This window comes from Streptomyces sp. NPDC015345 (assembly GCF_043078805.1).
Taxonomy (GTDB): Bacteria; Actinomycetota; Actinomycetes; order Streptomycetales; family Streptomycetaceae; genus Streptomyces.
This window is the reverse complement of the sequence record NZ_JBIBTX010000016.1, coordinates 20,521-34,299: the sequence shown is the minus strand read 5'-3', so window position 1 is coordinate 34,299 and position 13,779 is coordinate 20,521. Positions and strand designations below refer to the sequence as shown.

The window sequence follows — 13,779 nt, the reverse complement described above, 5'->3', positions numbered from 1 at the left end:
CGGCTCACGGGGTGGTTCTTCAGTGCAGTGTTGACGACACTGCACTTCTTTATGTTGTGGCTCCCCGAGAAGTGCTTCCAGCCGAGTTCACTGTTACTGGACTGGGCAGTGGCTCTACACCCAGTGCGTCGCCTACCAGAACCTCCACCCGGGGCAGCAACACAGGCTCACGCAACTCGGCATCACCGCCACCAATGCCCCCACCGCACGGCCCCGTCGCGTCACCCAGCAATCCTCATTCGACACCGGCCTGGGCCACGCCCGCTCCTACGCTGCCCAGCACGGACACCTCGCCGTGCCCAAAAGCGCGAACCACCACGGCTACCGGCTGGGGACATGGCTCGCTCACCAACGCAAACGGGCCGCCAACGGCCGACTCCCCCACCGTCGCGCCGAGGCCCTCGACGTCCTTGACTCATGGTGGAACCCATCCTGGGGCCTACCATGGCAAATCGCCTATCATGCCGTCAGAAACGAGATCCACGGCCACGCTCTGAACGCAGCCGCAGGTTTCCCCGGACTCCCTCCAGCCGCCACCAGATGGCTGCTCACCCAGTGCATCAACTATGACGACCTCCACCCGGGCCAGCAGGAACTCCTGACCGGCCTCGGCATAACACCCCAGGACGCACACGCCGCCCGCCCCCAGCAGGAGACACGCACGCGCCGCAGAACCGGCGCCAGCCGGTCGCGCCCCACAACCGTCTCCTCATCCATCGACGGCGGCCTGCCCTACGCCCGCTCCTACGCACACACTCACGGCGGACTCGGCACCGCCCACTACACCACCGAACACGACGGATTTCCCCTGGGCTGGTGGCTGTACGAGCAGCGCAAACGCGCCGTCGCCCACCTACGCCGCACCGGCCGGCCCTGGCCTCACGACACACAGCTCACCGCACTCGACCCGTGGTGGAACCCACCCTGGCGGGCCTCCTGGAACCACAGCTACCACCAAGCCCACACCCACCACAACGCCGGCGTGCCCCTCCCCAACCAGACCATCCGATGGATTCGCACCCAGCAGCAAGCCTGGAACCAGCTCCACCCCCACCAACAACACCTCCTGAGCACCCTCGGCATCCACGGACCCACACCCCTGATCAGCTACAACAGCCGCCCAACGAAACTGACCGGCCAACCAATAGAACTGACCAACGGACCTACGGCCACCCCGAGGCAGGAAACCCACAGCTCACAGACCCCGCCCAGCCCCAGCCCGCAAGCAACGTCAAGCCCCTCGCCAACGCAGAGCCCACCGCCAGCCCCAACCAGCCAACTGATCAGACCAGCTCAACACCCCGGACACTGATCAGATCGAACGAGCCGCGACAAACAGGGCTGTGCTCCTTCGGGCAGCTGCTGCTTTTGCCCGGCTTCACGGTAAACACGGGTTCGTCGGCTCCGTATCTGCTCGGCCGATGTGGTCCCAGCTCCACCCTTGCAGACGGTGTTCAGGCCGAGGCTTCCGGCCACCACACGCCCCGGTTTGCACTTCTCCTTGGAGGTAGGGCCCTTCGCTGACTCCTGGGGCGCCGTGGGGTCCTGCACGGCCGTCCGCTTGTCCTGCCACTGTATTGAGGCGGTACGCGAAGAACGCAGGTAGAGCCTCGGCCCATGTTGGTCAGTGAGCCGTCAGCTTCACGAACTGTCGCTGACTGTTGAGGCTGTCTTGCGATGAGCTGCCGGCTCAGACGGGTTCCGGAGAAACTGGACCCGGCGGTCCGCCGCCTCACGATCGAGAAGCGCGATCTCGGGGTCACCCTCGAAGTCGTCCTGTGCGTTTTCCTCCGCCTGTGTGACCACGTGCTCCAGCCGTTTGACAAAGCAGCGCATCGCCTCCATCGCGCTCCGCGCCTCGGCCGGGCTCAGCTCGCCCGTATGGAGGCCATAGTCCAGCCATACCTGAGTGTTGCGGCCGTGCGCCTGCGGCTTGTCGTTGCTGACGACGACCCGCGCGGACAGCCACGGCAGCCCGTCGCCGTTCCCGCTGCGTCCACAGGAGTCGATGGCGGCGTCTCGCAGCTTGGTCTCGGCAGGAAGGGTGGTGTGCCACTCTGCGGCGAACGGCTCGGCGTGGTCGTTGACGCACCACGGAAGGCAGCCCCAGCGGAGCATCCACTCGCCGCCGCGCTGGGCAGCGGTGAGCGGGAGGCCGGATGCCTCGACGCAAGCGCGGCAGATCTTGACTTCCGCGCCGGTCATGTCTTGCACAGAGCGGAAGCTCAGGAGGGCATTGGCAGGGAAGTCGATGAGGGCGGTGCCGTCCAGCTCACCGCTGCAGGCGCGGCAGCGGCCGATGGCGTGGACGTCATCGTATGCCACGGCCACCTCGTCGGTGCGGGCGACGACAGTGCGGCGGCCCTCGAAGACCCTGATTTCGGGAAGATCCACAGCCGGATCCTCAGTCAACTGAAGGGCCAGGCCAAGGCGCTCACACTCGTGGACGAGCTTAGGCAAGCAGGCCGTGTTCTCGACGTGGTCGCTGAGGAGTTCAGCCACATGCGCGATGACAGCTTGAGGGTTGTCCGCTTCAGAAACGAGGCTGACTAACAGCCGGTAAATGGCGCCCAGTTCGGAGCCACCGCAACCGACAGCGTTCGCCTTGGCATGATTCTGCTCCAGGCGGAGGATGATGTGGGCCGCGTCCATTGCCGACGGCTCACCACGGGCTGCAGCCTTCGCGGTGTCGTTGACGAGCTGCGGGGCCAGAGGGACGAGGTGCTCGCTGGCCGTGGAGTGTGTATCCATGATGCTCATGGGGACTGCCCTTTCGTCGGCTCGAATCAACCTTTCTGATCGGCGTAGTCGCGTTGACGGGAGTGGTCGAGGCGTATCGTCCTCGTTCGGGTGGTGCCGCCCCCAATGCCGTTCGATGTCTGGTCGAAGACGTGTAGGGTGCGCCTCCGCGCTGGCGTGCTTTTGCAAAGGCATCTGCGGCCTGCCGGGGGGCGAGGGCTCTGTCGGCGGGCAAGGACGGCGGGGCCGGTGCTGACGATCTCTAGCTCGACCTTGCTACCGATCTGCCAAAGGGCGACGGTTGGTGATCAAGCCGTCGCAGCCCCCGGTTCCATAGCCCTGCAGCACGTCCCCTCGTCTCGAACCTCGGGCAGCGCCTTGCTGCGCACGGCGGACGGACAGGAAGAGCAGAGACGCACAAGAACATAACTTCCAGCAGTTCCGCTGCGGCCGCGCCGCTGGGTTTCACGGCGCTCGACAGCGACGGGTGATGAGCTTCAATTCGGCGAGGACGACTTTGTCGCGACCCGCGAGGCACGCACCGGCTTCTGGCTTGCCCGGCGCATACAAGGCCGCGGCCACGAACACAGATACGCCTCTCGGCGGGTCCATCCCCGCTGCGCGGGACGCAGCCAAGGCCTGGGACCGGTTCGGTGACCTCGTAGGGTCCACCCCCGCGGGCGCGGGGAGCAGACTTCGTGGCCGTCGACGGTGACCGTGGCCTGGGGGCCATCCCCACCGACGCGGGGAGCAGGACGGCAAGCGGCGCCTGATCTACAACAAGTGGGGCTCCATCCCCGCGGGCGCGGGGAGCACGCCGCCATCCCGGCTTCGACCATCTCCGTGGTGAGGCCATCCCCACGGATGCGGGGAGCACGCCAGGCCCGTCTTCAGAATCTGCCCGACGGCGGGACCATCCCCGCACATGCGGGAGCATTCCCAGCCCACGAGGAACTCGTCGTTGGGTCAGGGACCATCCCCACAGGTGCGGGGAGCACGTGACAACCGTTGTCGGCATGCTGCCCAAGCCGGGTCCATCCCCGCGGGCGCAGGGAGGAGGGTGCCCCAGATGGCGTGATCCGGGTCGTAAGCGGGTCCATCCCCACCTGTGCAGGGGAGTGCCTCATCGGCGCCTTCGCCTACCTGCCACCGAAGGGACCATCCCCCGCGGGTGCGGGGAACACGCCTTGTAGGTCACGTCCTCGCCGTCGTCAACGGGACCATCCGCCGGCGCGGGGACACTTCATGACACAGCACCCGTCCACCACCCCGGAGGGACCATCCCTGCGGGTACAGGGGAGAACATCAGTTCTATCAGCGTGGCGGACGGTACGTAGGGCCCCGTGTGTGCGGGGAACGGGGTCAGCCACCGAAGACCCCGAGCCCGACGTTGGGTCCATCCCCGCACGCGCGGGGAGCAGTACTGGGCGCCGGCCCCTGACCCTGAGGCCCAGGGGCCATCCCCGCACGCGGGGAGCAGTTGCCGGGCACGGTCACCGCTACCAGCTCGTAGGGTCCGCCCCCGCACGCGCGGAGAAACCTCCTGAGCAACTTCCCAAGACTCGGACATCTCACCCCCCGGGCAGGCCTCATATGCGGGCTACGCGCACCAAAAAACTCACCACATGCCACCACAAACCCGTATGACGCTACATCACGGCACCGGCCCCCGCCGGTGGCTGTCACCGAATGTGCGCCCCCGAGATCAGCAGCAGGCGCTAATGCAGTCCGCGCCGCACGGCGTGGGTCCATCCCGGCGGGCGCGGGGAGCAGGCCATCACCGAGTACAGCTTCGCGGGCTAGGTTGTGTCCGATGGGTCGCGTGACGCTCCTGCTGGGGACTCGTTCCGTGGGGCATGGGGCGGGGAGATCTTTCGGATGAAGAGTGGGCTCGTCTGGAACCGCACTTGCCAGTGAATCGCGGGCGGGGAGGGCGCTGGCAATGCCACCGTCGTGTGATCAACGGGATTCTGTTCCGGCAGCGGACCGGCCTGCCCTGGCGGGACCTGCCTTCCTGCTTCGGTAGTTGGAAGACGGTCTACGATCGACATCGAAGGTGGTCGGCGGACGGCACGTGGGAGAGAATTCTGCGGGCCGTCCAGGCCGACGCCGATGCCGAGGGCCGGATCGACTGAAGCATGGTCAGCGTCGATTCCACGACCTGCCGCGCTCATCAGCACGCGGCCGGCGCCTCCACTCGTGCCCCGAAGATCCCGGGTCGGCGCAGGAGCCCGGCGCGTCACCGCTCCGAAGAGGCCCTGGGGCGCTCGCGAGGCGGGCTCACCTGCAAGATCCACCTCGCCGGAGAAGGCGGGTGCCGCCCGCTCGGGTTTGTCATCACGCCCGGCCAGTGGGGGGACGCACCGCAGATGATTCCCGTCCTGGAAGAGATCCGCGTACCCCGGCAGGTTGGTGGACGACCACGCACCCGGCCCGACCATGTCGGAGGCGATAAGGCGTACTCGTCACGCCGCAATCGGCGTCACCTGCGCAGACGCCAGATCAAACACACGATCCCCGAGCCGAGAGACCAGCGGGCCAACCGCCGGCGCCGCGGCAGCCAAGGCGGCCGGCCTACAGGGTTCGACAAGACGATCTACCGCCGCCGCAACGAAGTCGAGCGGACCATCAACCGGCTCAAGAACTTCCGGGCCGTCGCCACGCGCTTCGACAAGCGCGCGTATGTCTTCCACGGAACGGTCACCGTAGCCGCAATCCGCCTATGGCTCCGTCCGGAGTGAAGCTCCCCGTTCAGAGGTCCTGGGCATCCGGGTAGTGGGGGCGAAGTTCGCTGAGTACGCGTTCGTCAACAGCCCTGACGTCCCACAGGGAACTGTCGACTTCGGTCAGGACGACCACCAGCTCGTCCCCGGCGAACCCACATACTTCGGCGTCGATCAACTGGAGGAAGGAGGTAGTCAATGACAACAGCGTCAACGTGTCCATGCCGGATTCGGCGGACCTTCTCTCCATCTCGGCACAGCGAGGATCGACGAACTCGTCGAGTTCGACGCGCCAGGTCAGGTCCAGGCCGAAGCTGCCGAGGCGAACCAGCAGCTCGGCCAGAGTCACGTAGTGCTTTCCGCGCCAGGCGGGAAACGTGATCCCCCTCATCCCTGACTCTGCTTCGGCTGTGTAGCGCGACATGCGACCCCCTTCGTTCAGCGAAGAGTAGGCCACAGCCTTGATTAGCTTTCACGACCCATCGGACAGCCCCTAGTCGGCTCCATCCTGCGCGGGGAGCATGCCTCGGAGAGGATCGCCGCATCCTCGTCGCCGGGTCCATCCCCGCAGGCGCAGGGAGCAGTCTCGCTGACCTGGGCATACCGGGCAGAGAAGCCGTTCTGAGCAACTTTCGAAGATTCGGACATACCTGCCGCCCAGCTGAGCGAGACACCAGAGGCAGCTACGCACACCGGGCCCGCCCGTGAGGTCCCTGGGGACAGACTGATCTCAGCGAGCAACTCGCACCAGCGCCCAAGCAGATGGGCATGCCTGTGGGCGGTGGTCGGTATCGGCCACCAGCGCAGCGACCAACCCCGGCCACACCCCCACCAGACCTCGGCCACCTCACGGTGTTCACGGATTTGGAGGAGCAGATGAGCATGGACTATCCCCGCGGGCGCGGAGAGCAGCTGATCATGCTCGCGACCAACCACAAGCCGAAGGGGCCATCCCCGCGCGTGCGGGGAGCAGCTCATCCAGCCGGAGACGTGGACGCTTGTGACGGGTCCATCCCCGCGCGCGGGGAGCACGCCTTGCAGGACACGTTCTCGCCGTCCTCGACGGGACCATCGGCCGACACGGGGGAGACCTCATGACACAGCACCCGTCCACCACTCCAGAGGGGCCATCCCCGCGGGTACAGGGGAGCAGATCAGCCCTATCAACGCGGACGGAACGTGGGGCCCCGGCGTGTGCGGGGAACGGGGCCAGCCACCGAAAACCCAGCACCCGAGGTTGGGTCCATCCCCGCGCAGTGGGGAGCAGGGTAGGGCCCATGTCCGGGGTCTCATTCGGATCGCGTCCATTACCGCGCTGTGCGGGGAGCAGTCGTAGACGTTGCCCGCCTGGTCGATGACGAACGGGCCATCCCCGCAGGCGCGGGGAGCCGTGCCAGCAGCCTTCGACCCCACCGACACCGCAGGTCCATCCCCGCGAGAGCGGGGAACAGTTGGTCCTGCTCTGTCCGTACGCGCCATTCAAGGGTCCATCCCCGCAGGCGCAGGGAGCAGGGTGTCTCAGATGTCGTGATCCGGGTCGTAAGAGGGTTCATCCCTGCGGGCGCGGGGAGCAGCTGATCGAGACGCTGTGACCGCAGGCCCTGACGGGCCCATTCCCGCGTGCGACGAAGTGAAGGGGGCTGCCGGAGCACTTTGAAGTACAAGCGCCCAGAGAGGCATTCTGTATTCGACTCCCCATGTACGTAACGGATTTGGGGATCTGATGAATCTCCTGCCTCGGACGCTCCGGCCTGCTAACGTCCTGTCCCGTTGAAGCAGGTAACCGTTATGAGCAGTGGAGCAATGACGGATCGTGTCTGACTCAAGCGCTTTACGTGCCGAGGCCCTCCGGCCCCGGTGGGATCCGCGGGAGGCCCCGTGCATCCCGGTGCTGACTGTGGACGACCGGCTTCTTGATGTGAGCCTTGTGGACCTGCTCCACGATGCCGATGGCATTCGGAACGTGGAAGGCGGCACGCCGGGCGAGAAGGTGGCGGTTCTCGAGTTCCTGCTGGCCATCTGCTACGCGTCCGGCACGTATCCGGCGTCGACTGCGCAGTGGCCTGCCTGGGTGGATCAGAAAGATGTATTCCGGCCGGCCGCCCAGTGGCTCAAGCAGCGGCCTGAGAGCGAGGTCTGGGACCTGTTCCACCCCTCCGAGCCTCTGGGGCAGAACGCTCTGCTCGCTCCGTTCCTCGACGAGCACGGTGCCGGGCCTGCACAGCTTGTGATCGAACGTGTCGGTGACTACAACCAGTTCTTCGATCACCACCATCTGGAACACCCCAGTCCACTGCCGGTCGCTGCCGCATTCCGGGCCATGCTCACCCAGCACGTATACGGACCGGCCGGACGCGCCAGGATCTCTGGCAAGGAAACTCTGGGTGCCACCATCACCAATCTCGCTGCCACCCGCTTGGGCACCCGGGTACGGGTCATGGCGCTCGGGGATACCCTTGGTGAGACGCTGCGCCTCAACCTGGCTCCGGTCGACGGACCGGCCGGGGAGCTGAACCGCACCTGGACCGTCGGCATGAAGCGGCGGGAGTTCGCAGCCAAGCCCAAGGGCCGGGCAGTGGCAGGACCGGCCGATTTGCACAGCTACCTCGGTCGCTCGATCCTGCTTCGCCCGACCCGTGACGGCGAGCAGGTGGACCGGGTGCTGCTCGGTGCGGGTGAGCTCCTCGCGCTGACGGACGAGCACTTGCAGGATGCTGTGTACGCCACGAGGGCAGATGGCACCAGCAAGCCCTTGTGGGCTTCGGCAACCAGGGCTGTCTGGCGTCAGGCACATGCTCTCTACGCTGCGGTAGCCGAAGCGCGCTCGCAGCCTGGCAGGAACGACGGCGGCACCTTGTACCGGAGGCTGGCGCTCTTCCCGGCCGAGGACGTGGCTCCCGAACCCGGCCAGCAGCCGGCGCGCCGCATCGAGTTGTGGGCAGTCGGTCTTGTCGCGAAGCAGACCACCGCCATCGCCTGGGTCGACGGGACCTTCCCGTTCGCCCCTGGGCTGGAAGCCCGCCTCTATCTCGCCTCCTACCGGGGTTCGCAGATTGCCGAGTTCGTGGCGGATGCTCTGTACAAGGCGGCGTTCGCGGCCTGGCGCGTGGCATACCCGAACCCCAAACCGGCCGACAAGAACAGTCAGATCGCCCGGTTCGACGCACGCGCTCAGCACTGGGCGGCGACACAGGAGCCGTTCGATGTGCTGATGGAAGAGACCACCCTGGGCGAGGACGTGCGGGCCCTGCTGCTGGTGTACGCGGACACCGTAGCCACCGCCGCTCGCATGTTCCTGGCCGAATGCCTCGATCCGCTGCCCAGAAGCTCTCAGGGCGCCAAGGCCAGGGCCTGCGCCTTGAGACGGTTCGACGACGAGTTGGCCCAGCCGCAGGCCCCGGCCGAGCTCCGAGGAGAGTCCCCATGACCACCAGGCCCGGCGCCGACCCGGACGACAGTGAAAGCGCCGTCGCGCTCACAGCGTGGCTCGCCAGTCTCGTCCACAACCACGACTACGCCAGCCTCGCCGAGCTCCGGCGTCCCCGCGTCCAGCGCGAACCCCACTTCCGGGCCCTGTGGTACAGCCCCGACGAGGCCCAGCGCGAGGTCTACGCCCAGGTCGCCTTCCTGTTCGCGATCTACCACCAGGGCCGTTCCAAGCCCGCCTACGGGTACGGCAGTCTGGGTGATGCCGCACGCCGCATCGGAAGCGGCAACGGGCGCGGCCCCGATGATCCGGGCGCCGCCCGCCTGATCGACCGCATCGTCTCCAGCCGCCGCATCCCGTGGCGTCATCTGCAGCACGCCGTCGCACGCCTTCGGGCCTGCGACCGGCAACCGCCCTCCTGGTCCCGGCTCGTCGACGACCTCAACCAGTGGCACGACCGTAAAGCCCGTGTCCCCTACGAATGGGGCGTGGCCTTCCACATCCCTGCGCCCCGGGCTGCCGCCGCACGATCCACTGCCTCGAATGCCGCCTCCTCCACCGAGAAGGACTCCACCATTTGACGTCCTCCCCCAGCTGAAGCAGGGGGATTCCTGACTCAGGCAGCCTGCACGCTCAGCGAGCGTGCCGGACTTCCGCCATCAGCATCAGCCGGGTTGAGACCAGCCCGGACGAGCATCACGCGGGCGGAGTTCTTGTCCCTGGGGGACACGGCTCCGCACGCGGTGCACGTATACGTTCTCTCGGAGAGAGGTAGGCGATGCTTGGCTCTCGTATCGCAGTGCGCGCAGTCCATCGTGGTGTGCGCGGGGTTGATCAGATGCAGTACGCGGCCGTGCTTGCGGGCCATCTCGACAAGGGCCGTCTTGGTGGCGCCGATGGCGGCGTCGGCGGCCTTGCGCGCCATCGTGCTCTTGGCGAGAAAGCGTGGGCGGAAGTCCTCCACCGCGATGGCGTCGTGGTCACGCACCACCGTCTTAGCCCACTTGCGGCCCGTGTCCTGCCGTTGCCGGGCGATCTTCTTGTGGAGCTCGGCGGTCTGGCGCTTGGCCTGTCGGTAGCCCCTCGACGCGGGCTGACCGCGCTGGGGGCGACGGCGGGCCATCATCCGCTGGTAATTCGCGAGCTTCTGCGTGGCCGTGCGCCCGTGTTGAGCGTGAGGCAGATCGTGGGCGTCGCTCGTGGTGGTCGCGGTCTCCTTCACCCCCCAGTCGATACCGATCGCCTTGCCCGTGGCGGACAGGATCTCGACCGGGGCGGGGACGACGAACGAGGCGTACCAGTGTCCGAGGCTGTCTCGGTAGACACGCACCGACGTAGGCGCGGCGGGCAATTCCCGCGACTACACCGGCCGCATCACGATCCCGCCCGCCAGGTGCAGATGGCCGTCCTTCAGGCTGAAGCCACGCTGGGTGTAGTTCAGCGACGGCCGGGCATCGCGCTTCCTCTTGTACTTCGGCATGCCCACCCGCTGCCGCTGCGGAAGCCGGGCCTTGATGTCGTTCAACGTCTTCGTCCGCGACTTCGCGAAATCCCTGATGAGTTGTTGTTGTGGCACCGAAGCGCCCTCGCGCAGCCACGCCATCGACTGCCGGGCCTCGGTCAGCATCTTGTCCAGCCGCGCCGGACCGTACTTCTCGCCGCCCGCATGTGCTTTCTTCGAACGAGCCACGCACTCGTTCCACACCCACCGCAGCCGCGACCACTCCGCATCCAACGCGGCGGACGCGGTCGACGACACGCGAAGCCGGTACAGATACCGGGCATGCTGCATGGTCGTCGACATCCGACCAACGTATCTGCCGCCACTGACAACGCCGGATTCACCCAGAAGGCGAACCGGCTCCTCCCTGGCCCCGCTCACGCGGGAGCTTCGAATCCTCCCCCACCTAAAGGTGGGGGCATCCACGAAGGAGTTCAGGTGACCAGCAACTCCCCTCCCGCCGGCAGCCAGTTCCTCTCCTTGCACCTACTGGAGACTCTGGTGGCCGTACTGCCTGTGCGTGACGAGAACGGAGCACCCAAGTCCATCGTCTACGGCGGCACCGAACGCCACATGATCACCAGTCAGGCGCGGCGTCGGGCCGAGCGGATCCACACCCGCGGCCGGGCCAACGCAGGCCGCGGTGCCCTGGCGGGGCGTGCCACCGGCGTCCGCACGCGCGAGTGGGCACTGCTCACCGCACGCGCACTCACCTCGCAGCACGGTTGGGAGACGGAGGAGGCCGTGCGTACCGCGCGCGCGGTGATCGAGGCCACTGGCCTCAAGTTCGGGGAGCCGGATAAGAAGACCGTCGCCAACCTGACCCGGGTGCTGCTGTTCGCGCCGGCGGACGCAGGCACCCGCATCGCCGCCCATATCGCCGAGCAGTCCGAGACTCTGCGGGCATGGACCGAGGAGTACGTGACGGCCCAGAGCGCGGCGGCCGTCAAGAAGAAGCGGGGCCGCAAGGGAGCGGTGCAGGAAGAGCCGGAGGAGGACAGCGCAGCTGAGGTCAAGCTGCCTGCGCTGCCGGCCGAGACCCGCGCGGCGATCCTCACCGCGCTCGCCCCGCGCGACGCCATCGACATCGCCCTGTACGGGCGCTTCCTCGCCGAGATCGCGGATTCGCCGAACGTCGACGGAGCGGTCCAGAGCAGCCACGCTTTCACGGTGCACGAAGCAGAGCAGGTCGACGATTTCTACGCCGCTGCTGACGACGCGAAGTTGGACCGCAAGAAGAACGCGCTGGACTTCCTCGACGCGGCCGACGACTCGGGCGCCGGTATGACCGGCTACCAGTCTCTGATCACGGGCACGTTCTACCGCCATGCCGTCCTCGATCGCCGCAAGCTGCGCCGCAACCTCCAGGCGGCCGGCATGACCGAGCAGGAGGCAGAGGAGACGTCCGTTGCGGCGGAGGCAGAGTTCGTCGCGGCCTTCGTCGAAGCCTTCCCCGAGGCGAAGAAGAACTCGACCGCGTCCACCGGATCTCTGCCTGCCCTGGTCCTGGCCTTCGAAGGCGAGCGCCCCTACAACTACGCGGCCGCCTTTCAGGCCCCCGTCGATGAGAGCCCCGTCGACGAGAACGGTGAAGGCCCCGCCGGGCCGGCCGCGGTCAGGCGACTGCTGAAGCACCATGCTTTCGTCGCTCAGCGCCGGCCCGACATCACCTCCGGGCGCATCCTGACCTTCGACCCGCAGATCAACGAACTCCTCCACACCCTCGACGACACCGGCGCGACGACGGTGACCCGCGCCGAGGAGCTCACGGCGTGAGCGGGCATGTCCTGCTCGTACGTCTGGCCGCCCCCTTGCAGTCCTGGGGCGTGACATCCCGTTTCTCGCACCGCGACACCCATACTCGCCCAACCAAGTCGGCCGTCATCGGCCTGTGCGCGGCCGCCCTGGGCCGGGACCGGACCGAGCCCGTGGACGACCTCGCCGCACTCACCTACGGGGTCCGCGCCGACCACCCCGGCACCCCGGTGCGCGACTACCACACCGTCGGCGCCGGCCGGTTCCCGCTGCGGCCACGTGACATCATCACCGACCACCGCCGTGCCGCCGCCATCGCCAAGAGCATGGAGACCGCCCAGGGGCCGGACTTCGGGCACCACGAACTCGCACGCTGGTACGGCGCCCCGAAAAAGATCACCACTGACCCGGTCTCCGGGACCCTCGTCTCAGCGGAACTGGCCCGCACCGCAATGATCACCGAACGCTGGTACCTGTCAGACGCGGCGTTCGTCGCAGCCCTTCAGCACCCCGACCGCGCGCTGCTGGAGGACATCGCCCACGCCCTGGAGCACCCCAAACGGCTGCTGTGGCTCGGCCGCAAATCGTGCCCGCCCTCCGGCACCCTGGCCGCCGAGATCCTGCCCGGCACCATCGCCGAAGCGTTTACCGCCAAACGCCTGCTGCCCGGGCCCGAGGGATACGACACCTCAGGCCGACGCCCCTGGGCGTGGATCCAGGCGCCCTCCGGCACGCGCGGCGCCACGCGGATCCACGACCAGCCCGTCAGCTTCGATGCCGACCGCCGCTCTCACGCCACCCGCTGGGAGACCCGCACGCGCATCACCATCGCACCGACCGCTACCGAATGGGACATCATCCCGTGAAGAGCACCCGGGCCTCGACGGCTCGCTTCGTCGCCATTCACTCCGTCCTCTCCCTCGACGCCCGCCACCCGCTGGTCGCCAAGTCCCTGATCGACGCCCAGGAAATGCACCGGACCGTCATGAGCGGGTTCCGCGGCTGGATCGAGGACGGCGCCTCACACCCACGCGCCGACATGGGTGTCCTGTCCACCTGGTCGGTGGACCTGAAGGCAGCGGCCCTCGTCCTGGTCGTCCAGTCCCGGGTTCCCGGGGACTGGTCGCGCATCCCGCGCGCGGCTTTCACCACCGCGCCGCACAGCATCACCGTCGACCGCACCTTCACGGCAGGCGAATCCGCAGCGTTCCGCGCGGTCGTCAACCCCACGCGCAGCAAGCCCTCGGGCAAACCCGTCTCCGACAAGGCCCGTGGCACCCGCACCGCACACACCACACCAGAGCATGTGAAGCGGTGGTTCACCCGGCGGCTTCAGCCCGCCGGCGAACCCAAAATGGCCGAGGACGGTGTGGTGCGCATCGGCGCAACCGCCGACCCCGAAGCCCTCGGGATCCGCATGCTGCCGACCGTCTCCAGCGCCCACCGCAACAAACCGGTCCGTATCGGCCGGGCCGAGATCCGCGGCACACTCACGGTCACCGACCCCGAAACCCTCGTAGACGTCCTCGCCAACGGCCTCGGCCACGCCCGCGCCTACAGTTGCGGTCTGATTTTGACCCGCTGAGCCCCGCCCCACCGAGAGCAGCGCCGCGGCGCGAGCATACCAGCGCTGG

8 protein-coding genes and 2 pseudogenes are annotated in these 13,779 nt (G+C 67.5%); 7 read left to right on the top strand and 3 right to left on the bottom strand.

Going from position 1 to position 13,779, the window contains the following annotated elements; all coding sequences use genetic code 11:
• Positions 1-181 precede the first annotated feature (181 nt).
• Positions 182-1,312, top strand: a complete 1,131-nt coding sequence (locus ACF062_RS38340; protein WP_392144733.1) for a helicase associated domain-containing protein — start codon at positions 182-184, stop codon at positions 1,310-1,312.
• 329 nt (positions 1,313-1,641) lie between these two features.
• On the opposite strand, the gene ACF062_RS38335 is transcribed toward ACF062_RS38340, so the two are convergent.
• A complete protein-coding gene (locus ACF062_RS38335) occupies positions 1,642-2,760 on the bottom strand; it encodes a DUF6907 domain-containing protein (protein ID WP_392144731.1) in 1,119 nt (372 codons plus the stop codon).
• 1,835 nt (positions 2,761-4,595) lie between these two features.
• Between ACF062_RS38335 and ACF062_RS38330 the strand changes: the two are divergent.
• A pseudogene (locus ACF062_RS38330) lies at positions 4,596-5,480 on the top strand (IS5 family transposase).
• Between the two features lie 10 nt (positions 5,481-5,490).
• On the opposite strand, the gene ACF062_RS38325 reads toward ACF062_RS38330, so the two are convergent.
• On the bottom strand, positions 5,491-5,886 hold the full coding sequence (locus ACF062_RS38325; RefSeq protein WP_392144729.1) for a hypothetical protein: 396 nt from the start codon (positions 5,884-5,886) through the stop codon (positions 5,491-5,493).
• A 1,389-nt stretch (positions 5,887-7,275) separates the two neighbouring features.
• On the opposite strand from ACF062_RS38325, the gene ACF062_RS38320 reads away from it, so the two are divergent.
• The gene (locus tag ACF062_RS38320; protein ID WP_392144727.1) at positions 7,276-8,889 is read left to right on the top strand and encodes a type I-E CRISPR-associated protein Cse1/CasA; all 1,614 of its coding nucleotides are present in this window, start codon (positions 7,276-7,278) and stop codon (positions 8,887-8,889) included.
• On the top strand, positions 8,886-9,470 hold the full coding sequence (casB, locus tag ACF062_RS38315; RefSeq protein ID WP_392144725.1) for a type I-E CRISPR-associated protein Cse2/CasB: 585 nt from the start codon (positions 8,886-8,888) through the stop codon (positions 9,468-9,470). Before ACF062_RS38320 ends, casB begins: the two co-directional genes overlap by 4 nt.
• A 35-nt stretch (positions 9,471-9,505) precedes the next feature.
• Here the strand turns inward: casB and ACF062_RS38310 are convergent.
• Positions 9,506-10,693 (bottom strand): annotated as a pseudogene (locus tag ACF062_RS38310) (RNA-guided endonuclease InsQ/TnpB family protein).
• Positions 10,694-10,828: 135 nt separating this feature from the next.
• On the opposite strand from ACF062_RS38310, the gene ACF062_RS38305 reads away from it, so the two are divergent.
• The 3 genes from ACF062_RS38305 to ACF062_RS38295 are packed head-to-tail and all read left to right on the top strand — an operon-like array spanning position 10,829 to position 13,730.
• Complete coding sequence (locus ACF062_RS38305) at positions 10,829-12,166, top strand: type I-E CRISPR-associated protein Cas7/Cse4/CasC (protein ID WP_392144723.1); 1,338 nt, start codon at positions 10,829-10,831, stop codon at positions 12,164-12,166.
• Positions 12,163-13,011 (top strand): type I-E CRISPR-associated protein Cas5/CasD, encoded by an 849-nt coding sequence (cas5e, locus tag ACF062_RS38300; protein WP_392144721.1) that lies wholly within the window; start codon positions 12,163-12,165, stop codon positions 13,009-13,011. The genes ACF062_RS38305 and cas5e overlap by 4 nt, the downstream gene beginning before the upstream one ends.
• On the top strand, positions 13,008-13,730 hold the full coding sequence (locus ACF062_RS38295) for a type I-E CRISPR-associated protein Cas6/Cse3/CasE (RefSeq protein ID WP_392144720.1): 723 nt from the start codon (positions 13,008-13,010) through the stop codon (positions 13,728-13,730). Before cas5e ends, ACF062_RS38295 begins: the two co-directional genes overlap by 4 nt.
• Positions 13,731-13,779: the final 49 nt, after the last annotated feature.

Bases quoted from the DNA above. Each gene is read 5' to 3' on its own strand.
- casB (WP_392144725.1), top strand. From the start codon at position 8,886: ATGACCACCAGGCCCGGCGCCGACCCGGACGACAGTGAAAGCGCCGTC.
- ACF062_RS38325 (WP_392144729.1), bottom strand. From the start codon at position 5,886: ATGTCGCGCTACACAGCCGAAGCAGAGTCAGGGATGAGGGGGATCACG.
- ACF062_RS38335 (WP_392144731.1), bottom strand. From the start codon at position 2,760: ATGAGCATCATGGATACACACTCCACGGCCAGCGAGCACCTCGTCCCT.